Below are 23,664 nucleotides of genomic sequence, written 5' to 3'. Positions count from 1 at the left end.
AGCTTATAACTGTTGTGAAATCAAGTAAAATTGAGATAGTCTTTAACCTCATTAGGAATATAGATTTGCATAAAATCTCAACTAAAAGCTCTAAAGAACAAGCTATTGCAGGTAAAACTTCAGGGTTAATATCTTTAGGAGAAACTGTAACTTGGAGAGCTAAACATTTAGGAGTTACTCAAAAACTTACTTCCAAAGTAACAGGTTATAATTATCCAACTTTTTTTGTTGATGAAATGCAGAAAGGTGCTTTTAAAAGTTTTAGGCACGAACATTACCTAACTGTAAAAGGAGAAGATGTAATTGTTAAAGATATTTTTGTATATCAATCTCCATTTGGATTTTTAGGGAAATTTGCAGATTTTTTATTCCTCAAAAAATATATGACCAATTTTCTAATTGAAAGAAATAAGGTAATTAAAGAATATGCAGAATCTGATAAATGGAAAGAGGTTTTAAAAAAATAACTATTTCAATTCTTCAAACTTTTTTCTTCCTAATACAAAATATTGCCAAACAATACTTGTATGCAAATTGTAATTTTCGTTTTTAGGTAACTTTCTACGCTTTTTTAAGAATTTAAAAAAGTTTTTATAGAAACTTATGTGTGCTTTCAATATCGCTAAAGTATGCACAGGTCTTAGTTCTAAAATAAATTTAAGACCTGCAATTCCGTCTAAAAGTAACCTTGAGAATATGACAAATAAGAACCATTTTTTGGGTACATTTTTCACAACATTTAGTAAACTATTCCTAAAATTTAAATACGTTTTATGCGGGTTTGTTTCTTGTAAAGTTGCACCACCAACATGATATACAACAGATTTACCAACATATTTTGTTTGATAACCAATGTTATGGGTTCTCCAGCATAAATCTATCTCTTCTTGATGCGCAAAATAATCTTCATCTAAACCACCAATTTTATGATACACTTCAGAACGAATGAACAAACAAGCGCCTGAAGCCCAAAAAATAGAAATAGTATCATTAAATTGATTATTATCTCTTTCTAAGTTGTTAAAAACACGTCCTCTGCAATAAGGATAACCATATAAATCTACAAAACCACCACCAGCACCAGCATATTCAAATTTTTTCTTGTCTTTATAATCTAACAGTTTAGGCTGAACAATGGCTGTAGTTTTCTCCTTTTTAAATACATCAATAACAGGAATAAGCCAGTTTTCTGTAACTTCAACATCAGAATTTAGTAAACAATAAATATCAGCATCAATGGTTTGCAAAGCATCGTTGTACCCTTTTGCATAACCTCCATTTATAGTGTTTTCTATAATTTTTACAGACGGGAAGCACTCTTTTAGGTATTGAATTGAAGAGTCTGTTGATGCATTATCGGCTACATAAATATCAGCGTCTTGTGAACTAAAATTCACAACAGATGGTAAAAACTGTTCTAACAATTTTTGACCATTCCAATTTAATATAACAACAGCTATTTTCAAGGTTGCGAATTTACACTTTAAAAATGAGTTTATATCTAAAGTTTTCTTAATTTCATTGTCTCTTTGAGCAATTTTTAAAACATAAGTAATATTATCGAAAAGACTTATAACTTGGTATTTCTTTTAAAAATACATAGGTTTCTTTTTCAAAATCCATTCTACAATAATAGTGCTCTAAACCATTAGTAACAATTAAATAATTGGCTTTTAATTTCAAATTGTATCGTGCAATTTGATCGAAAGTATCTTGCGTAATTTTAATTGATGGAGCTTTACACTCTACAATAATATCGTGATTTCCATCAGTATTAAAAACAAGAATATCTGTTCTTTTTTTTCTGTTATTTATGGTTAATTGTTTTTCTATGGCAATTAGTGAAGAAGGATATTTTTTTTCATCAACTAAAAACTGAACAAAATGCTGACGAACCCATTCTTCTGGAGTTAATACCAAATATTTTTTTCTGAATTTATCAAAAATAAGCGTCTTATTTTCGCTACTTTTGAGTTTGAAATGATATGTTGGTAGATTGAGTTTTTGCATCAATCAAAAGTAAGAAAATGAACGAAATAAGAACTATAGTTTCTGATATCAAAAAAGGAAATATAAAACCCATCTATTTTTTAATGGGTGATGAGCCTTACTATATTGATAAGATTTCTGATTTTATTGAAGAAAATGTTTTAGAAGAAGCCGAAAAAGGGTTTAATCAACAGGTAATGTATGGAAGAGATGTAGCTATTGAGGATATTGTTGGTGCTGCAAAACGATATCCAATGATGGCAGAAAGGCAGGTTTTAATTGTTAAAGAAGCACAAGATTTAAGCAGAACCATTGAAAAGTTGCTTTCTTATGCGGAAAATCCGCAGCCAACTACAGTTTTGGTAATCAATTATAAATATAAGAAACTCGATAAACGAAAAAAACTACATAAAGCAATTTCCAAAACAGGGTTGCTTTATGAAAGTAAAAAGTTATATGAAAATCAGGTTGCTGATTGGATTCGTAGAGTTTTAAGCGGAAAAAAATATCAAATAGAGCCTAAAGCTGCACTAATGTTAGTCGAGTTTTTAGGAACTGATTTAAGCAAAATAGCTAATGAATTGGATAAGTTAATGCTTATTCTTCCTAAAGAAAGTATTATTAATGATCATCATATTGAAGAAAATATTGGTATTTCTAAAGATTACAACAATTTTGAGTTACGTAAAGCAGTAGGAGAAAAGAACATTACAAAAGCAAATAGAATTATCAATTATTTTGCAGAAAATCCTAAGAATAATCCTTTAGTGATGACTATCTCTTTATTAAATAGTTTTTTTACACAACTTCTCTTATTTCATGGTTTGCAAGATAAATCTAAAAATTCTGTAGCAAAATCATTAAAAGTAAACCCTTATTTTGTAGATGAATATTTTTCAGCGGCAAGAAATTATCCAATGCGAAAAGTAGCACAAAATATAGCTTTTTTAAGAGATGCAGATGTAAAAAGTAAAGGAGTAGGAGCAAATCAATCCAATAAAGATGTTTTAAAAGAATTATTGTTTAAAATCTTTCATTAAAATCACTTATAATCATTCTTTAAGTTTCTTTGTTACATATGTTATTTTTTTGTGAAGATTAAAACTGGATAGTATAAATCAAACTTCAACAAAACAAATAGACATCGTATTTTTAAACAGGTTAAGTTGCTGTAAAATAGGTAAATAAAACATTCTTTAACAGTTGAATATAGTAAGTTAATCGTTACAACAGCCTGTAAAATTCAGACTAATCACTACTTTTGATAGCTGATTACAATTAAAATCAAAAAAAAACTAAAATGGCAAAAACATTATTTGACAAAGTATGGGATTCGCACGTTGTTCGTCAAGTTAAAGACGGACCAGATGTGTTTTTTATAGACCGTCATTTTATCCATGAAGTTACAAGTCCTGTAGCTTTTTTAGGATTAGAAAGTAGAGGGAATAGTGTAGTATATCCAGAGCGTACATTCGCAACTGCAGATCATAATACACCAACCATAAATCAACATTTACCAGTAGAAGACCCATTATCTGCAAACCAGTTAGATGCATTAGAAAATAATGCGTCTAAATATGGGATTTCGCATTGGGGTTTAGGTGATGAAAACAACGGAATCGTTCACGTTGTAGGACCTGAAAACGGTATTACATTACCTGGAGCAACAATTGTTTGTGGAGATTCACATACATCAACTCATGGAGCTTTTGGTGCGATTGCCTTTGGTATTGGTACATCTGAGGTAGAAATGGTTTTGTCTACACAATGTATTATGCAACCTAAACCAAAATCAATGCGTATTAATGTAAATGGTAAATTGGGTGTAGGTGTTACTCCTAAAGATGTTGCTTTATATATTATCTCGCAACAAACTACCTCTGGAGCAACTGGATATTTTGTAGAATACGCAGGTGATGTTTTTGAAGATATGACTATGGAAGGACGAATGACAGTTTGTAATTTGTCTATAGAAATGGGAGCAAGAGGTGGTATGATTGCACCTGATGCCAAAACGTTTGAATATTTAAAAGGTCGTTCTCAAACTCCAAAAGGAGCAGATTGGGATAAAGCCATGAACTATTGGGAAACTTTATATACAGATAAAGACGCTGAATTTGATGTAGAATTTAATTATGATGCAGCAGATATAGAACCAATGATTACTTATGGTACAAATCCAGGAATGGGAATTGGAGTTACAAAATCGATTCCAAATGCTGAAGCTGTAGAAGGTGGAGTAGAAACTTACAAAAAATCGTTAGGTTATATGTCTTTTAGCGAAGGTGATGCTATGATTGGTAAAGAAATCGACTTTGTATTCTTAGGTTCTTGTACCAATGGTAGAATTGAAGATTTTAGAGCTTTTTGCTCTATTGTCGAGGGACGTAAAAAAGCAGACAATGTTACTGCTTGGTTAGTTCCAGGTTCTCACAAAGTAGTAGATCAAATTAAGGCAGAAGGATTAGATAAAATTATTGATGATGCAGGTTTTGTATTAAGAGAACCAGGATGTTCAGCTTGTTTGGCAATGAATGATGATAAAATTCCGGCAGGAAAATTATCAGTTTCAACATCAAACAGAAACTTTGAAGGAAGACAAGGACCAGGATCTAGAACATTATTGGCATCTCCATTAGTAGCAGCAGCGTCTGCAGTAGAAGGAGTTGTAACTGATCCAAGAACGTTATTAGTATAAAAGCTATAAGCTATAGGCTTTAAGCCTATAGCTTATTAAGAATTAAAAAATTGCTTAAAGCATAAAGCTTAAAGCATAAAGCATAAAGCAAAACAAAATGGCTTACGATAAATTTAATGTACTAACAAGTACAGCATATCCATTACCAATAGAAAATGTAGATACAGATCAAATTATACCTGCTCGTTTCTTAAAAGCAACAGAGCGTAAAGATTTTGATATCAATTTTTTTCGTGATTGGAGATACAATGCAGACGGAACACCAAAAGCAGATTTCCCATTAAACAAAGAAATTTATGCAGGTTCTAAAATCTTAGTAGGAGGTAGAAACTTTGGTTCTGGTTCTTCTAGAGAACACGCAGCTTGGTCTGTGTACGATTTTGGTTTACGTTGCGTAATTTCATCTGCATTTGCAGATATTTTTAAAAATAACTGTTTAAATGTAGGGGTTTTACCTGTACAAGTTTCTACAGCATTTGCAGATAAATTGTTTGATGCAATTATGGCAGACCCAAAAACAGAAATTAAAGTAGATTTACCAAATCAAAAAGTAACTTTAGTAGCAACAGGAGAAACAGAATCCTTTGACATAAATTCTTACAAAAAAGATAATATGTTAAATGGTTTTGATGATATTGATTACTTAAAAAACATGGAAGAAGAAATTACTGCTTTTGCAGAAACAAGACCGTTTTAATTAAAAAAAAGTCTTCGACAAGCTCAGACTGACATCCAGAATACGAATTGTATTTAGCATAAAAATGTCACACTGAGCTTGTCGAAGTGTTTCAAGTTGATTTAAATGACCCAAAGAAAAATAGAAATAATGGATACGACACTACGTGATGGCGAGCAAACATCAGGAGTGTCGTTTTCAGTTTCTGAAAAATTAACCATTGCAAAACTACTTTTAGAAGAGTTGCTTGTAGATCGTATAGAAATTGCATCAGCTAGGGTTTCTAAAGGCGAGTTAGAAGCTGTTCAAAAAATTACTTCTTGGGCTTCAGAAAACAATCAATTAAACAAAATTGAGGTTTTAACTTTTGTTGACGGAGGAAAATCTATCAATTGGATGTTAGAGGCTGGTGCAAAAGTGCAAAACTTGTTAACCAAAGGTTCATTAAATCACTTAAAACATCAACTTAAAAAAACTCCAGAACAACACTTTACAGAGATTAAGCAAACCATTGAATTAGCTGCTGAAAATAACATTAAAACAAATGTTTATTTAGAAGATTGGTCTAATGGAATGCGCAATTCTAAAGCATACGTTTTTGAGTACTTAGATTTTTTATCTACACAAAATATAGAACGTGTTTTATTGCCAGATACTTTAGGCGTTTTAACACCCAAAGAAACATTTACTTTTATAGAAGAAGTAAAACAAAAATATCCAAACACACATTTTGATTTTCATGGTCATAATGATTATGATTTAGGTGTTGCTAATGTGATGGAAGCTGTTTATGCAGGTATCAATGGTTTACATTTAACTATAAATGGAATGGGAGAACGTGCAGGAAACGCACCTTTAGCAAGTGTTGTAGCTGTAATAAATGATTTTATAAAAGGTGTTGAAATTTCTGTAAATGAAACTGCTTTAAACAAAGTTAGTAAGTTGGTAGAAACGTTTTCTGGCTTTAGGATTCCTGTAAATAAACCTGTGGTTGGTGCAAATGTTTTTACGCAAACTGCTGGAATTCATGCAGATGGGGATAATAAAAAGAACCTCTATTTTAACGATTTAATGCCAGAACGTTTTGGTAGAAAACGTAAATATGCATTAGGTAAAACATCAGGTAAAGCTAATATTCAAAAGAATTTACAAGATTTAGGTATCAGTTTAAATGATGATGAATTAAAGAAAGTTACCCAAAGAATTATAGAACTTGGAGATAAAAAAGAAGTGGTTTCTCAAGACGATTTACCATACATTATTTCTGATGTTTTAGATAGCGACACTATAGAAAAACGTGTAGTTGTAAAAAACTATGTGCTAGGTCATGCAAAAGGCATGAAACCTTCTACCACTTTAAAATTAATAGTAGAAGGTGTTCAATATGAAGCTCATGCACAAGGTGATGGACAGTTTGATGCTTTTATGAACGCACTTAGAAAATTGTATAAAACACATAGCAAAAAAGATTTACCAGATTTGGTAGATTATGCAGTTAGAATTCCTCCAGGAAGTCATTCTGATGCGTTGTGTGAAACCATAATTACTTGGAAAAAAGAAAAACACGAATTTATAACACGTGGTTTAGATTCAGATCAAACAGTATCTGCCATTAAAGCCACAGAAAAAATGCTCAATATAATATAGTTTAAAAGTTGGAAAGTTGAATGTTAAAAAGTTCTCAATTGAACTAAAATTACCAACTTTAAAACTTTATGATCTTTAAAACTTTATAAACAAACAACAAAAATGAAATTAAATATCGCATTATTAGCAGGAGATGGAATTGGTCCAGAAGTTATAGACCAAGCAGTAAAAGTATCGGATGCTATTGCAAAAAAGTACAATCACGAAATTAATTGGAAACCAGCGTTAACAGGTGCAGCTGCTATTGATGCAGTTGGGGAGCCTTATCCAGATGAAACACACGAAATTTGTGCGTCTTCTGATGCAGTTTTATTTGGTGCTATTGGGCATCCACGTTTTGATAATGATCCTTCTGCAAAAGTTCGTCCAGAACAAGGATTGTTAAAAATGCGTAAAAAATTAGGTTTGTTTGCAAATGTGAGACCTACGTTTACGTTTCCATCATTATTAGATAAATCACCTTTAAAAAGAGAACGAATTGAAGGTACAGATTTGGTTTTTTTACGTGAGTTAACTGGAGGTATTTACTTTGGTGAAAAGGGTAGAAGAGAAGAAGGAGAAACTGCTTTTGATAATTGTGTTTATACAAGAGCAGAAGTACAACGTTTGGCTAAAAAAGGTTTTGAGTTGGCTATGACTCGTGGTAAAAAACTATGTTGTGTAGACAAAGCGAATGTTTTAGAAACTTCAAGATTATGGAGAGAAACTGTGCAGGCCATGGAAAAAGAGTATCCAGAGGTAGAGGTTTCTTATGAGTTTGTAGATGCTGTTGCAATGCGTTTGGTTCAATGGCCAAATAGTTACGATGTATTAATTACAGAGAATTTATTCGGAGATATTTTAACAGACGAAGCATCTGTAATTTCTGGTTCTATGGGCTTAATGCCAAGTGCTTCTTTAGGAGCAGAAATTGGTTTATTTGAGCCAATTCACGGTTCTTATCCACAAGCAACAGGGTTAAACATTGCAAATCCTATGGCTACTGTATTATCTGCAGCAATGATGTTCGAAAACTTTGGTTTACAAGAAGAAGGGAAAGCAATTAGAGATGCTGTAAATAAGGCTTTAACTGAAGGTGTAGTTACAGAAGATTTAGCTGATGGAGGAAAAGCTTACGGAACTTCTGAAGTTGGAGATTGGTTAGCTGAAAACATCTAGTTTTTAGCTTAGTTTATATATATTTAAAAAGCTCTCGATTTTCGAGAGCTTTTTTTATGTTTATTTAACTTTTAAAAGTGGTTGTCTAGAACCACCAATATCTTTTTTAATAACTTCAAACTTATCAATGTTTTGAAAGAGTTTAGTTAGGGTCTTAAAACCATAAGTTCTTGGGTCAAAACTTGGGTCTATTTTTCTGATGTTTAATCCCAATGTAGAAATAAAAGCAATATCATCATCATTGGTAGAAATATCAAAAGCTTTATGAATTGTTTTCCAATCTTCTTTAGATATCCATACTTTTTCTTGAACTTCTTTTTGTTTAGGTTTAGCTTTTTTTGTTTCAGCCTTTTCATCCTCTTCGTCTTCAGTATCACTTTTTAAGTTCTCTGTAAACGTGAAAATTTCACAAGATTTTACAAAAGCTAATGGTGTTTTCTTTTCACCAATTCCCATTACAAACAAACCTTCTTCTCTTATGCGTTTTGCCAAACCTGTATAATCACTATCACTAGAGACAATGCAAAAACCTTCTATGTTCTTACCATGCAAAATATCCATAGCATCAATAATCAGTGAGCCATCTGTGGAGTTTTTTCCTGTTGTATATGAAAATTTTTGGATAGGACTTATAGAGTGTTGATTCATAATTGTTTTCCATCCATTCATCTGTTGTGAGGTCCAATCTCCATAAATTCTTCTAATTGTTGCTTTCCCATATTTAGAGACTTCTTCAAGAATTTCTTTTATTAATTTAGGTTGCGCATTATCTCCATCTATCAATACTGCAATATTAAATTTACTTTCCATTTTATTAAATTTCTGACGAAGTTATTACTTTCCACATAAAAAAACCTCTCAAATTTGAGAGGTTTGTGTTAATTTTTACACTTTGTAAATTTTATCATACAAATCTTGATAAATTCCTTTAATTACAGCACGTTTCATTTTCATGGTAGGTGTTAAATGTCCATCATCTATAGACCATACATTTGGTGTTAATTCAAAACGTTTGATTTGTTCCCATTTGCCAAAGTTTTTATTACATTTATTTACTTCTTTTTGAATTCTTTTGATTACCCTTTCTGAAGTTGCAATTTCTTGATTAGAATCACCAATATCTAATCCTTTATGTTTGATCCAATCTTTTATAAATTCAAAGTTGGGTTGAAGAATTGCTGCAGGCATTTTTTCTCCTTCACCAACAACCATTGCTTGTTCTATAAATAAAGATTGTTTTAGCTCTCCTTCTAACAACGGAGGAACTACATATTTACCTCCAGATGTTTTAAACATTTCTTTGGTTCTTCCTGTAATTTTTAAGAAACCATCTTCATCAATTTGCCCTTTATCTCCAGTATGGAAATATCCATTTTTAATAACGTTATTGGTTCTTTCTTCGTCTTTGTAATATCCTTGCATTACATTTGGTCCTTTAACCAATATCTCGCCATTTTCTGCAATTTTAACTTCAACACCATCAATAACTTTACCAACAGTCCCCACTTTAAAACCTTTATTTCTTTGGTCGTTTACAGAAACTACAGGAGAGGTTTCTGTTAAACCATAACCCTCCATAATTGGCATGCCAGCAGCAGTAAATACTTTAGTTAATCGTTGTTGTAAAGCAGCGCTTCCAGAAACCATTAATTTTAATTCACCACCTAACGCAGCTTGCCATTTAGAAAAAATGAGTTTTTTTGCAATACCTAACTTTTTCTCATACCACCAACCATTTGCACCATTAGGCTTGTATTGTAACCCTAGGTTAACAGCCCAAAAGAACAATCCTTTTTTTATACCAGTTAAGGCTTCTCCTTTTAAAATGATTTTATCATAGATTTTTTCATACAATCTAGGAACAGCTGTCATTACATGTGGTTTTATTTCTTGAGCATTTTCAGAGAGCTTCTCTATAGACTCTGCAAAATAAATAGCTACACCACAATATTGATATAGGTATAATATCATACGTTCAAAAATATGACAAACAGGTAAAAAACTTAACCCTTTGTCATTTCCGTTGTCTAAAGGTACTCTCTTAAAAGAACTCAATACATTGGTAACTATGTTTCTATGCGAAAGCATAACTCCTTTGGGTTTTCCTGTAGTTCCAGACGTGTAAATTAAAGTCGCTAAATCATCTGCTTTTACATTATTCTTACGATCTTCAACAATGTTTTGACTGCTTTCATCTTTTCCTAATTCTAAAACCTCTTTCCAACTTTTCTCACCTTTTATATCATCAAAAGTAAATACCTCTTTTAGTTTTGTTTTCTTTTTTATTTTATTAATTTTTTTTAAAACTTCATTATCAGAAACAAAGCAATAAATAGATTCTGAATGATTTAATACATATTCATAATCTTCTTTAGAAATTGTTGGATAAATCGGTACATTTTGAGCACCAGTTTGCAGAACTCCAATATCACAAATATTCCATTCTGTTCTGTTGGTTGATGAAATTACTGCAATTTTATCATTTGGTTTTACCCCTAACGCAATCAATCCACGACTAATTTGATTGGCTTGATCTATATAATCTTGTGTTGAAATAGACTCCCATTTACCAGAAGTTTTTGAAGTAAATGCATTTTTTAAATTGTATTTTTCAAACTGATAATAAGGAAAATCAAATAATCTAGTAACCTCTACTGCCATAAATCTTTATTTAGAAGGGCAAAATAGTTAATTTCCCTTGATTTAACAAATGCATATTATAAGACTTTCTTATTGAGAATTATATAAAATTTATAATGTATTTTAAGTTTTTTAATAAATTTTTTGATAAAATATAAATGATTTTTCTTGTACACTTTTATAGTATGAGTAAGTTGTTTATTGTTTTAGTTCACTTTATATGCTCTAATAACAACTTGTCTGAAACTATTAACTTTAGGTGTACTAAAAATTAAAAACCAAAAAAAAGGCTAACTTCTTAAAAAGAAATTAGCCCAATCTGTATTTGATTAGCCCCTAATCTAACCAATTCCATTAGTGGTGCAAGTTATAAGATTTAGCAAAAAAAAAAATAGGTATTTATACCTATTTTTTCTCTAATAAATATTTACTGAAGCTTCTTCCATTAATTTTTGTATACTTAGAGTCTATGTCATAAGCAACTTTCATGTTAGAGATATTAAAATCTCCTGAAACTTTCATATACTTTATGTTTAAATCTTCTTCAAAATTGGTGTTTTTAAAAGATACACCATCATTGAATTGCGTATATTTAAAAGTAGCGGAATCTTTAAAAACAGCATTAGAAAAACTTACGTTTTTTCTAAATTTGGCATACTTAAAAGTAGCAACTTCATCAAAAGTTGTGTTGGAAAAACTAATATCTCGATCAAATTTTGCGTATTTAAAGGTGCTATCTTCATCAAAAGAACTTCCTGAAAAATCAGAATCTCTCTCAAAACGAGAATATTTAAACATTGCTTTTCTTTCAAACTTACAGTCTTTAAAAATGGCAATATCTTCAAAGTTAGCAATAAAAGTGTAGCCAGAATCTTCATCTGGAATATAGGCTAAAACATCATTTCTAAATACACAATTGGTAAATGAGATTTTGACATCAATTAACTTTTTAACGGTATTGTCGCTATTTCCATTCCACCAGCTGTTCTTTTTTCGTTTGGGTAATTTCTCCATTGCTTCATCCATATAAGTGAAGTCTAAAATACCAGAAATCGTTGCATTTTTTATAGAAATAGATTTACCGGCTTTGATATCTTTCATAATATTTGAAGCTTCAACAGTTTTTTGAGTAAAAGCAATTGTTGAAACTAAAATTAAGCAGCATGTTAGTAATGTAATTTTATTTTTCATTTTTTAAAGTTTTAATTCGTTTACATGTTAATGACTCATCAACTTTTAAATTGTGACACTTCTAAAAGTTATATGTAAATATTTATTATGCTCTTCAATCAAAGTTTTTGCAGTTATAAAAATATTATTTTTTATGTAAAATACTAACAATATGACTTTTATCATCTTTAATTAACTAAAGATAATCTAAATTTAATCACGTTCATCACTAAGTTAAGAATTATAAATCAAAATTATTATGGAAGTATTACAAGAAGTAAAACCCCGTGTATATAAATTTGGGGATAAAGAGGCAGATGGTAACAGTAACATGAAAAACTTATTAGGAGGTAAAGGAGCAAATTTAGCAGAAATGAGTGCTATTGGCATTCCTGTCCCTCCAGGATTTACAATTACCACAGAAGTTTGTGCAGAATATAATTTATTAGGTAAAGATGCTGTTGTAAACTTAATAAAAAGAGAAGTTGAAGGCGCTATAGAAAATATTGAAAATTTAATGGGATCTAAATTTGGAGACAAAGAAAACCCTTTGTTAGTTTCTGTACGTTCTGGAGCTAGAGTTTCCATGCCAGGTATGATGGATACTGTTTTAAATTTAGGTATGAATGATGAGGTGGTTTTAGGCTTAGCTAAAAAAACCAACAACGACCAGTTTGCTTGGGATTCTTATCGTCGTTTTATACAAATGTATGGAGGTGTTGTCTTAGGGATGAAACCAGCTTCAAAAGAAGATATAGATCCTTTTGAAGAAATTATGGAAAATCTTAAAGATAAAAGAGGAATTCACCTAGATACAGAGTTTACCATACAAGATCTAAAAGATTTAGTTTTTGATTTTAAAGCTGCTGTTAAAAAAAGAACAGGTAAAGATTTTCCAACAAACCCTTGGGATCAACTTTGGGGTGCAGTCATTGCTGTGTTTAATAGTTGGAATGGAGATAGAGCAGTTTATTACAGAACTATGAACGGTTATCCTGCAGAATGGGGAACTGCTGTAAATGTACAAGCAATGGTATATGGAAATATGGGAGAAAATTCTGGAACTGGAGTTTGTTTTACTCGTGATGCAGGTACAGGAGAAAATGTTTTTAATGGAGAGTATTTAATAAATGCTCAGGGTGAGGACGTTGTTGCTGGTGTTAGAACTCCGCAACAAATCACAAAATTAGGCTCCCAACGTTGGGCAGAATTGGCAAAAGTTGAGGAAAAGGATAGAATTGAGCAGTATCCTTCTTTAGAAGAATTGATGCCATCAATTTTTAATGAATTAAACTCATATCAAGATATTTTAGAAAAACATTATAGAGACATGCAAGATATGGAGTTTACCATGCAAAATGGTAAACTTTGGATTTTACAAACTAGAAACGGAAAGAGAACAGGTGCAGCAATGGTTAAAATTGCAATGGACTTGTTAAAAGAGGGAATGATTGATGAAAAAGAAGCGTTACTTATGGTAGAACCCAATAAATTGGATGAATTATTGCATCCAATATTCGATGCTAAAGCCTTAAAAAGAGCCAATATAATTGCTCAGGGTTTACCTGCATCACCAGGAGCCGCAACTGGTAAAATTGTCTTTTTTGCTGATGAAGCAGCTAAATACAAAAATAGTATTTTAGTAAGAATAGAAACCTCACCAGAAGATTTAGAAGGAATGAATATTGCCAAAGGTATATTAACGGCAAGAGGAGGTATGACTTCTCATGCAGCAGTTGTAGCACGAGGTATGGGGAAATGTTGTATTTCTGGAGCTGGTGCTTTAAAAATTAATTACAAAACCAGAACCTTAACTGTAGATGGTCATGAATATCATGATGGAGATTGGATTTCTTTAAATGGTTCTACAGGTAATATTATTGAAGGAAAAGTGGCAACCATGGAGCCTGAATTAAGTGGCGAATTTGCTGAGTTAATGGAACTTTCTAATAAATATGCTGTAATGAAAGTAAGAACCAATGCAGATAGTCCAAAAGATGCAAAAATTGCACGTACTTTTGGGGCACAAGGAATTGGTTTAACAAGAACAGAACATATGTTTTTTGATATTGATAGAATCAAAGCAATGCGAGAAATGATTTTAGCAAATACTGTAAAAGGTAGAAAACAAGCATTAGAGGATTTGTTACCAATGCAGCGTAATGATTTCGAAGGTATCTTTGAAGTTATGGAAGGTTTACCAGTAACTATTCGTTTGTTAGATCCACCATTACATGAATTTGTTCCTCATCAATTGGCAACACAAAAAGACTTAGCAGAAGAAATGCATATTTCCTTACAAGCAATTAAAAATAAAGTAGCTGAGTTAGAAGAATTTAATCCAATGTTGGGTCATAGAGGATGCAGATTAGGAAATACATATCCTGAAATTACAGAAATGCAATCAAGAGCAATTATAGAAGCTGCATTAAATTTAAAAGAAAGAGGAATTACCTGTATCCCAGAAATTATGATACCTTTAGTAGGAACTGTTAAAGAGTTTGAAGCGCAAGAACAAATTATAAGAACTACAGCTAATGCAATTTTTAAAGAAAGAAATGATAAGGTTAAATATTTAGTTGGAACTATGATAGAAGTTCCAAGAGCAGCATTATTAGCAGATAAAATAGCTGAAAGAGCTGATTTCTTCTCCTTTGGTACCAATGATTTAACACAAATGACCTTTGGCTATTCACGTGATGATGCTGGTAAATTCTTGCCAATTTATATCCAAAAAGGAATTCTTAAAAATGATCCTTTTGAAGTGCTAGATCAAGAAGGAGTTGGTCAGCTAGTAAAAATGGGTGCAGATAGAGGTAGAATTACAAAGCCAAATTTAAAGGTTGGTATTTGTGGTGAACACGGAGGAGAACCAAGTTCTGTTGAATTCTGTTATAAAACAGGAATGAATTATGTTAGCTGCTCTCCATATAGAGTACCAATTGCGAGATTAGTTTCTGCACAAGCTACAATTAAATCAATTAAATAGTTCGTTTCCATAATTTATTGATTGAAAAACCCAGAGGTAATTTGCCTCTGGGTTTTGTTTTTTTAATTTAAATAAAACTATATAAATGCTTAATTATTATTGATTATCCAATTTTTAGCATTTACAAAAGCTTCTAACCAAGGAGAAACTTCATCTTTTCTACCTTTTGGATAATTGGCCCAGTTCCATTGAAAAATTGAACGTTCTATGTGTGGCATAGTAACTAAATGACGACCAGTTTTGTCTGACAACATTGCCGTGTTAAAATCTGAACCATTAGGATTATTAGGATAACCTTCATAACCATATTTAGCTACAATATTGTAGTTTTCTTCAGCTTCTGGTAAATTGAACTTTCCTTCTCCGTGAGAAATCCATACCCCTAACTCTGTTCCTGCTAAAGTTGATAACATCACAGAATTGTTTTCTTGAACTTTTACAGAAGTAAACGAACTTTCGTGCTTTTGAGAATCATTATGATGCATTTTACCATGAACAGTATGTTCTGGATTGATGAGTTCTAATTCCATAAATAACTGACATCCATTACAAATTCCTACTGATAAAGTATCTTCTCTATCAAAGAAATTTTTCAAGGCTTTATTTGCTTTTTCATTGTATAAAAATGCTCCTGCCCAACCTTTTGCGGAGCCTAAAACATCAGAATTTGAAAAACCACCAACAGCACCAATAAATTGGATGTCTTCTAAATTTTCACGACCAGAAATTAAATCGGTCATGTGTACATCTTTTACATCAAAACCTGCTAAATACATGGCATTTGCCATTTCACGTTCTGAATTAGAACCTTTTTCGCGAATAATTGCTGCTTTTGGGCGTGATTTCTCGACTCCGCTCGAAATGACAGGAAATTTGCCTGTAAAATTCTGAGGAAAAGTATATTGTAAAGGTTGATTTTTATAATTATCAAATCTATCTTTTGCTAAATTATTAGCGGTTTGTTTTTGATCTAATAAATACGATGTTTTGTACCAGACATCTCTTAGTTCAGAAATCTCAAAAGAGAAATCATCTTCATTATTTTTGATGTTTACTATACCTGAAGAATTGGCAGTACCAATATTGAAAAATTCAATTCCATTTTCTGATAAAGTTGTTTCTACTTCAGCATTTGCTTGAAAAACAATTCCAGAATTTTCTGCAAATAAAACTTTAATTGAATCTTCTTCATGTAAAGAAGATAGATTAAAATCTGCTCCAAGATTCACATCAGCAAAACACATTTCTAGTAAAGTAGTAATCAATCCACCTGAAGCCACATCATGTCCAGCAGTAATTTTATCGCTCTTTATTAATTCTTGAATGGTGTTAAACACTGTTTTTACATAAGATGCATTTTTTACATCTGGAGCTTCATTACCAATAGTATTTAACACTTGGTTGAAAGAACTTCCTCCTAATTTAAAATCATCTTGAGAGATGTTGATGTAGTAAATATTATCACCATTAACTTGTAAAACAGGTTCTACAACTTTGGTAATATTATTACAATTTCCTGCAGCAGAAATAATTACTGTTCCAGGAGAAATCACATCTCCATCAGGATATTTTTGCTTCATAGAAAGCGAATCTTTTCCAGTTGGTACATTGATGCCTAAATCTATAGAAAATTCTGAAATCGCTTTTACAGCTTTATACAATCTTGCATCTTCACCTTCATTTTTACAAGGCCACATCCAATTTGCAGATAATGAAATTGAAGCTAAATTATCTTTTAATGGCGCCCAAATAATATTAGTTAAAGCTTCTGTAATAGAATTTCTACTTCCAGCTTCTGGGTAAATTAACCCAGAAATAGGAGAGTGCCCAATTGAAGTAGCAATTCCTTCTTTTCCTTTGTAATCTAGAGCCATTACACCAACATTATTTAATGGTATTTGTAAAGGTCCCACACATTGTTGTTTGGCAACTTTACCACCAACACATCTATCTACTTTATTAGTTAACCAATCTTTACAAGCTACTGCTTCAAGTTGTAAAACTTGCTCTAAGTAAATCTGTAAATTCTTTGTTTTGTATCGTGGATTTTTATAATTTCTTTCAACTGTTTTGTCTGTCATAAAGGTTTTAGGAGACGAACCAAACATGTCTTCCATAGCCAAATCCATTGGTTTAGCACCATTAGTTTTCGACTCAAATGTAAACCTGTCATCACCAGTAACATCACCAACAGTATACATTGGAGAACGCTCACGTTCTGCAATTTTTTGTAAGGTTTCTGTATGTTTTTCAGCAATAACCAATCCCATTCTTTCTTGAGATTCGTTACCAATGATTTCTTTTGATGATAGTGTAGGATCTCCTACTGGCAATTTATCTAAATTGATTTTACCACCAGTATCTTCTACCAATTCTGATAAACAATTTAAATGCCCACCTGCACCATGATCGTGAATAGAAACAATGAAATTCTCATCACTTTCTACCATTCCACGAACTGCGTTTGCAGCACGTTTTTGCATTTCAGGGTTTGAACGTTGTACTGCGTTTAATTCAATTCCAGAAGCAAATTCTCCTGTATCTGCAGAAGAAACAGCAGCACCACCCATACCAATTCTATAGTTTTCACCACCAAGAATTACAATTTTATCGCCTTCTTTTGGTGTGTCTTTTAATGCTTGTTCTGCTTTCCCATAGCCAATTCCACCCGCTTGCATAATTACTTTGTCAAAGCCTAGTTTTCTTGGGTTAGCATCACTTGAAGCTGCATTTTCTTCGTGCTCAAAAGTCAATACAGAACCCACAATTAATGGTTGCCCAAATTTATTTCCAAAATCTGAAGCTCCATTAGATGCTTTGATTAAAATATCCATAGGAGTTTGATATAACCATTTTCTAGCTTCAAACTTTTGTTCCCAAGGACGGTTTTCTTCCAAACGAGAATATGAAGTCATGTAAACCGCAGTTCCTGCCAAAGGCAAAGAACCTTTTCCACCAGCCAAACGATCTCTAATTTCTCCTCCAGAACCAGTTGCAGCACCGTTAAAAGGCTCTACAGTTGTTGGAAAATTATGAGTTTCTGCTTTTAGAGAAATCACAGAGTCAAAATCTTGAGTTTGATAAAAGTCGGGTTTATCAGCAGTTTTAGGAGCAAATTGCTCCACTTTTGGACCTTTAATAAACGCAACATTGTCTTTATATGCAGAAACAATATCATTAGGATGTTGTTTCGATGTTTTTTTAATTAACTTAAATAATGAAGTTGGCATTTCTTCACCATCAATAATAAAAGTACCGTTAAATATTTTATGACGACAGTGTTCTGAGTTTACTTGACTAAACCCGAAAACTTCAGAATCTGTTAATTTTCTCCCTATTTTTTTTGCTACATTTTCTAGATAAGTTACTTCTTCATCACTCAAAGACAATCCTTCTTGTGCATTATAAGCAGCAATATCATCAATCTCTAAAATAGGTTCTGGTTGAATGTTAATTGTAAAAGTGTCTTGGTGTAGACCGTTGAATTTTTCAGAAATCATTGGGTCGAAATCAGAAAAATCTTCTGAACAATTCGTAAATTCTTCAATTCTAATGATGTCAGAAATTCCCATATTTTGGGTGATTTCTACTGCATTGGTACTCCAAGGAGTAATCATTGCTGCTCTTGGACCAATAAAAAAAGCGTCTAAAGACGCCGCATTTATTTTAGGTTGGTTCCCAAATAACCAAGTTAATTTAGAAATAGTTTCTGTAGATAATTCTTTTGTTGTTTGAACCGCAAATACTTTGCTGTTTTTGTTTCCAAAGAAATGAATCATTATAAGTTGTGTTTGCAAATTGTTGTAAAAATGCAAATTTACTTTTTTTTGTCCGAATTGTAGGAATTTATCTTATTGAAATTATTCAATCATTTTAAACAAATAAAATAAATTATTCAACTAAAATCTTTTGAATAAATGATGCATTATTCTTAAATACTTTAAGAATATAAATGCCATTTTTTAAAGTAGAAATATCAACTTTATTGTTGTTGTTTATTTTTTTAGAAAGTACTCTTTTTCCAATTACCGTAAAGATTTCAACTGAAAAAGAATTAGTTTTATTAAAAAACAAGGTGTCTCCTTTTACAGGGTTTGGATAAACTTTTAATGTAGAAATACCATTTTTAGGATTACTTAAAGTTCCCCACCTATCTGCAGGTTGATTGATACCAGAAGGTGGGTTTCCCCAAATTTTTGTAGCTAAAAAAGGATTGTCTATAAAGGGGTTTCTATTACCTTGTGCATACCTATTATTCTTGTTTTCATGGTAAGTATTTCTATTATCTTCTAAAGTAGAAACAGGATCTTCTGCATTCCATTTTAAAAATAAATCAATCATATCATCAGGTGTAGATGCATTACTACCAACACCAACTACAGAAGGTAAACATTGATTTCCGTATCGTAAATACATGTACATCATCATTCTTGCAACATCACCTTTCCATTCATCACCAGGATACCAGCCTCCAGAAACATCACCAGAATTTCCGGAACCATCTGCAAATCTTTTATTACCCCTTTCGCTATTATATTTTACATCAGAAGGTCTTAAATGATGTGCATCAGCACCTGCACCAGATGAACCTAAGTTTGGATTTCCTAAAGATCTTGGGTAGGTGTGCTCTCTATTCCAATCTCCAGAATTTCCACCATTATCATTTATTCCTCTTGTTCTTCCTGTAGTTCCTGAAGTACTATACCCATAAATTAAAATTACTTGCGATGCATTTGCAGGATTTACATCTGTATTTTTACAAGCTTCCCAAACTCCAGGAGTATAGGATAAAAAATTAGTATGAGTATTGATGATTCTTGTTGCTAAATCGTTTTTTAGTGCAATACCGTTTTTCGAAAAATCAATTCCATTGTAATAGTTTTGCTGACTGTAAAAAGCAACAGATATTAGTAAAAAAAGTGAGAGTAAAAATTTGTTCATTATTTTTTGATAAATTTTGTTGAGTATGTTTTATTATCAACTTCAAATTTAAGAAGATATATTCCTTTTGATAGTTTTTGAATGTTAATTTCTTCTGATGAATTCTTTTGATAGAACACTTCTTTTCCTAAGAAATCTATGATTTTAAAATTAGATATTGATTTATTAGAAGAATTTCGAATTCTTAACACATCATCTACAGGATTTGGAAAAAATTGAAGGTTATTTGATGAAAAACTATCTGATGAAAGTGTAATTGCACTATGGTTACCCATATCATCAAAAGTATCTTCAGGAAAAACATCCCACTCATTATTAAGGTCAAAATTAGTATTTGCCTGCGAAACATCACTCTTTCTGCGTAAAGTTTTGTTTTTGGCAAAGTTAGATGAACCTCCATTGTAGGTCCCAATAACATCAATTAAAATATTGTTTTTAAATAACCCAACAGGATCATTACCATTAAAGCTTATAGGAGCTCCCCAATTGGTTTCGCTAGCATTGGGTTGAATATGGTCTGCTTTTGCCAGTAACTGTTCATCAGCACTTCCATTAACAATTACAAAAGTAGTATTCGATTTTATAGTATAACCAGTTAAAGTTAGTACAACTGTTTCTTCCCAATCATTTCCATTAACACCTCCATTAGATTGTCTTTTTATGCTATATGAACTTAAATCGATATCATTAGACGTTAAATTGACAATTTCTAAGGCTTTGTTGTTACTTGAACCTTCTACATATTCAGAGAAAAACAACTCGTTTGCAGTTGTTGTAGAACCATCTGTTGTTGTTGCATTTATGGCAGTTGATAGGGGAGAACTATTACCTGCTGCATCTTTAGCTAAGATTTGAATGCTATATGTTGTAGAGATGTTTAAGTCAGTAACTGTGTAATTTATTTGATTTGTAGAGACATAAAAAGTATTGTCTATATAAATATCATATGCTGTAACTCCAGTATTATCTATAGCTTCAGACCAACTTACAATAAAAGAAGTACCTGTTTCATTACTCACTGTTATGTTTGTAGGGGTACTTGGAGCCTTTGTGTCTTGCAGTGTTGTTACATTTACAGGAGAGCTTTCATTAGACTTATTATTGGCTAAATCTTTAGCTATAACCGTTAAAGCATAAGCTGTGTTTGAATTTAAACCCGATATTGTTACTGATGTATTAGATGTATTTGTTTTTAAGTTTCCTTCTACAAAAACATCATAACTAGTTACAGCAACATTGTCTGTAGCAGCAGTCCAAGATAAATCTACAGAAAAAGTAGTGATATTTGCTGTAGATAAATTTGTTGGAATACTTGGAGACTCTGTATCGTTATTACTATAAATTCCCCAGCTATCTTCAGCTTCTGGTCCTCCCCAAATTCTTGTGGCTAATCTTGGATTGTCAATAAACGGATTTCTATTTCCTTGAGCATATGGATTTAAAGTATTTTCATGATAGGTATTTCTTTGTTTTTCAAAATTAGAAACAGGGTCTTCAGCATTCCATTGTAAAAATAAATCGATCATATCATCAGGGGTAGCAGAGGAGTTGCCAATACCAACGTTTGTTGGTAAGCATCTATTACCATATCTAAGATACAAATACATCATCATTCTAGCAACATCACCTTTCCATTCATCACCAGGATACCACCCACCGTTTGAAGCTCCAGAGTTTGCTCCAGAACCAATTGCAAATTTTTTGTTACCTCTAGATGAATTACGCTGAACATCTGAAGGTCTTAAGTGATGCGCATCAGAACCAGGACCAGATTCACCTAAGTTAGGAGTTCCTAAAGACCTAGAAAATACGTGCTCTCTGTTCCATTGACCAACACTACCACCATTATTATCTATACCTCGAGTTCTGTTGTTGGTTATATCAGTATCTGAACCATTTTCCCAACCATAAATTAATACTACTTGGCTGGTATCTTCTTGGTTTACATCAGTAACTTTAGAAGCACTCCAAATTTGGTCATAAAATAAAAAACGGGTGTGGGTGTTTATAATTTTTGTTGCTAATTCCTCTTTTAGAGTAATTCCTGTTAGGTTGAGGTTAACATCGTTATAATAACTCTCTTGAGATAAGAGATTATAAGAAACAAAAAGAACTATTAGAAAAAGAGCTGTTTTTTTTATCATAATAAACATTAAATTAAAAAATGATTTCTTTTTCAGCAATTAAAAACCAATACCCAGCAATTAATGGTAAGGTTTATTTTCTTTCTAATAAAGCCATATAAAACCCATCGTAACCAGAAATATGGGCGAATATTTTTTTATCTTTTACAAAGGTAAATTCTTTTCCTGCATCAGATGTTAAGAATTTATCAACTTGTTGTTGATTTTCTGAGGGAAGAATTGAACAAGTTGCATATACCAACTTACCACCAGGTTTTACCATTTTAGAATAACTTAGTAAAACTTCTTGTTGTACTTTTTTGATGTTTTCTATAAATTCAGGTTGCAATTTCCATTTAGAATCTGGGTTTCTTCTAATTACTCCCAATCCAGAACAAGGCGCGTCAATTAATACTCTGTCTGCTTTACCGTATAATTTTTTGATAGGTTTTGTAGAGTCAATAACTCTTAAATCTATGTTATGAGCTTTGTTTCTTCGAGCTCTAATTTTTAACTTTTTTAATTTACTCTCGTAGATGTCCATGGCAATGATTTGCCCTTTGTTTTCCATTAAAGAGGCTAAGTGTAAAGTCTTACCACCAGCACCAGCACAAGTGTCTACAACTTTCATTCCCGGTTTTACATCTAAATACGCAGCTACTAATTGAGAGGATGCATCTTGCACTTCGAAAAAACCATTATGAAATGCTTCTGTTTTAAAAACATTAGCTCTTTCTTCTAACACCAAAGCATCTGGGTGATTAGGTATTGTTTTGGTGATTACATTTTCTGAACGTAATTTTTTTTGAAGTATTTCTTTAGAAATATTCAATGTATTTGTTCTTAGAATTACTTCTGCTTGTTGGTTTTGAGCAGCAATTTCTTTAGACCAAAGTGTTTCACCTAATTCAGATACACAAAGTTCATCCATCCAATCAGGAATAGATTCTCTATATTTTCTAATTTTTGATAATTCGTCAAAACGTCCTTTAATTCTTCTTACGGGTACATCACCAATTTGATTCCAATCTGGTAAAGGTATTCCTCTTAAGATACACCAAACAGAAAAGATACGCCATATATCATCTCTTTTAAAAGGCGGTTTTACTTCAGCTATTTCTGCATAGAGTCTGTTCCAACGAACAATTTCATAGATAGTTTCAGCTACAAATTTTCGATCTCTAGCTCCCCAACGTTTATCGCGTTTAAGTGCTTTTTCTACAGCTTTGTCTGCGTAAACACCTTCGTTAAATATATCTCTAATGCTGTCTATAACAGCAAAGGTTAAGTTTCTGTGTAGTCTCATATTCTTAGGAAATGGATGCAAATTTACAATAAAAAAGCGACCCTTAGGTTAGTCATGGTCGGAAGATTTTTCTTCCGACTTTTTTGTTTTATAAAACACAATAAATTACTATTTAAGAAACTAAAAATCAACTATTTAGCTTGTTTATTTGATAATATTTACGTATCTTTTTATCTGATAATCAGCTATTTATGTCAGTTTTTAAAGATCATAAAATTTCAGTAAATCAATTATTGAGAGTTATACCAGAAGCTCTTTTATCCAACTTATCAGTAACTACTAAAGTAGATTATTATGCCAAAGTACTTCATGGTAAAAAGATGTTCT

At 31.8% G+C, this 23,664-nt stretch carries 16 protein-coding genes; 7 read left to right on the top strand and 9 right to left on the bottom strand.

The window, feature by feature from the left end; all coding sequences use genetic code 11:
- The first annotated feature begins 14 nt into the window (after positions 1 to 14).
- On the top strand, positions 15 to 467 hold the full coding sequence (locus tag FP421_RS14970) for an SRPBCC family protein (protein WP_317163342.1): 453 nt from the start codon (positions 15 to 17) through the stop codon (positions 465 to 467).
- Here FP421_RS14970 and FP421_RS14965 read toward each other — a convergent pair whose 3' ends face one another.
- A complete protein-coding gene (locus FP421_RS14965; RefSeq protein WP_159952021.1) occupies positions 468 to 1,466 on the bottom strand; it encodes a glycosyltransferase family 2 protein in 999 nt (332 codons plus the stop codon).
- Between the two features lie 91 nt (positions 1,467 to 1,557).
- Complete coding sequence (locus FP421_RS14960; RefSeq protein WP_159952020.1) at positions 1,558 to 2,010, bottom strand: type I restriction enzyme HsdR N-terminal domain-containing protein; 453 nt, start codon at positions 2,008 to 2,010, stop codon at positions 1,558 to 1,560.
- Between the two features lie 17 nt (positions 2,011 to 2,027).
- Here FP421_RS14960 and holA point away from each other — a divergent pair, with 17 nt between their 5' ends.
- From holA to leuB, 5 genes are all read left to right on the top strand, one after another.
- Entirely contained in the window at positions 2,028 to 3,029 is a 1,002-nt protein-coding gene (holA, locus tag FP421_RS14955) for a DNA polymerase III subunit delta (RefSeq protein ID WP_159952018.1), read from the top strand.
- Positions 3,030 to 3,289: 260 nt separating this feature from the next.
- Entirely contained in the window at positions 3,290 to 4,687 is a 1,398-nt protein-coding gene (gene leuC / locus FP421_RS14950) for a 3-isopropylmalate dehydratase large subunit (RefSeq protein ID WP_159952016.1), read from the top strand.
- Positions 4,688 to 4,784: 97 nt separating this feature from the next.
- The gene (leuD, locus tag FP421_RS14945; RefSeq protein ID WP_159952014.1) at positions 4,785 to 5,384 is read left to right on the top strand and encodes a 3-isopropylmalate dehydratase small subunit; all 600 of its coding nucleotides are present in this window, start codon (positions 4,785 to 4,787) and stop codon (positions 5,382 to 5,384) included.
- Between the two features lie 105 nt (positions 5,385 to 5,489).
- Positions 5,490 to 7,010 carry an alpha-isopropylmalate synthase regulatory domain-containing protein gene (locus FP421_RS14940; protein ID WP_159952012.1) on the top strand — a complete coding sequence of 507 codons (1,521 nt, stop codon included), beginning with the start codon at positions 5,490 to 5,492 and terminating at the stop codon, positions 7,008 to 7,010.
- Positions 7,011 to 7,112: 102 nt separating this feature from the next.
- On the top strand, positions 7,113 to 8,168 hold the full coding sequence (leuB, locus tag FP421_RS14935) for a 3-isopropylmalate dehydrogenase (protein WP_159952010.1): 1,056 nt from the start codon (positions 7,113 to 7,115) through the stop codon (positions 8,166 to 8,168).
- A 60-nt stretch (positions 8,169 to 8,228) separates the two neighbouring features.
- On the opposite strand, the gene FP421_RS14930 is transcribed toward leuB, so the two are convergent.
- The 3 genes from FP421_RS14930 to FP421_RS14920 form a co-directional block, all read right to left on the bottom strand.
- Positions 8,229 to 8,978 carry an NYN domain-containing protein gene (locus FP421_RS14930; protein WP_159952008.1) on the bottom strand — a complete coding sequence of 250 codons (750 nt, stop codon included), beginning with the start codon at positions 8,976 to 8,978 and terminating at the stop codon, positions 8,229 to 8,231.
- 75 nt (positions 8,979 to 9,053) lie between these two features.
- Positions 9,054 to 10,829 carry an AMP-dependent synthetase/ligase gene (locus tag FP421_RS14925; RefSeq protein ID WP_159952006.1) on the bottom strand — a complete coding sequence of 592 codons (1,776 nt, stop codon included), beginning with the start codon at positions 10,827 to 10,829 and terminating at the stop codon, positions 9,054 to 9,056.
- 384 nt (positions 10,830 to 11,213) lie between these two features.
- A complete protein-coding gene (locus FP421_RS14920; RefSeq protein ID WP_159952004.1) occupies positions 11,214 to 11,999 on the bottom strand; it encodes a pentapeptide repeat-containing protein in 786 nt (261 codons plus the stop codon).
- A gap of 238 nt (positions 12,000 to 12,237) precedes the next feature.
- On the opposite strand from FP421_RS14920, the gene ppdK reads away from it, so the two are divergent.
- Positions 12,238 to 14,967, top strand: coding sequence for a pyruvate, phosphate dikinase (gene ppdK / locus FP421_RS14915; RefSeq protein WP_159952002.1), 2,730 nt, complete (start codon positions 12,238 to 12,240; stop codon positions 14,965 to 14,967).
- A gap of 89 nt (positions 14,968 to 15,056) precedes the next feature.
- Here the strand turns inward: ppdK and purL are convergent, their stop codons facing one another.
- The 4 genes from purL to FP421_RS14895 all read right to left on the bottom strand — a co-directional run bounded on the left by purL (position 15,057) and on the right by FP421_RS14895 (position 23,337).
- The gene (gene purL, locus FP421_RS14910; protein WP_159952000.1) at positions 15,057 to 18,746 is read right to left on the bottom strand and encodes a phosphoribosylformylglycinamidine synthase; all 3,690 of its coding nucleotides are present in this window, start codon (positions 18,744 to 18,746) and stop codon (positions 15,057 to 15,059) included.
- Between the two features lie 112 nt (positions 18,747 to 18,858).
- Positions 18,859 to 19,908, bottom strand: coding sequence for an endonuclease (locus FP421_RS14905; protein WP_159951998.1), 1,050 nt, complete (start codon positions 19,906 to 19,908; stop codon positions 18,859 to 18,861).
- A complete protein-coding gene (locus FP421_RS14900; protein ID WP_159951996.1) occupies positions 19,908 to 22,052 on the bottom strand; it encodes an endonuclease in 2,145 nt (714 codons plus the stop codon). Before FP421_RS14900 ends, FP421_RS14905 begins: the two co-directional genes overlap by 1 nt.
- Before the next feature lie 73 nt (positions 22,053 to 22,125).
- Positions 22,126 to 23,337: an RsmB/NOP family class I SAM-dependent RNA methyltransferase gene (locus FP421_RS14895; RefSeq protein WP_159951994.1), complete on the bottom strand. Its 1,212-nt coding sequence runs from the start codon at positions 23,335 to 23,337 to the stop codon at positions 22,126 to 22,128.
- Positions 23,338 to 23,664 lie beyond the last annotated feature (327 nt).

This window comes from Polaribacter septentrionalilitoris (assembly GCF_009832745.1).
Classification (GTDB): domain Bacteria; phylum Bacteroidota; class Bacteroidia; order Flavobacteriales; family Flavobacteriaceae; genus Polaribacter; species Polaribacter septentrionalilitoris.
The sequence above is the reverse complement of the archived record's forward strand: the minus strand, read 5'-3'. Positions and strand labels throughout refer to the sequence as shown.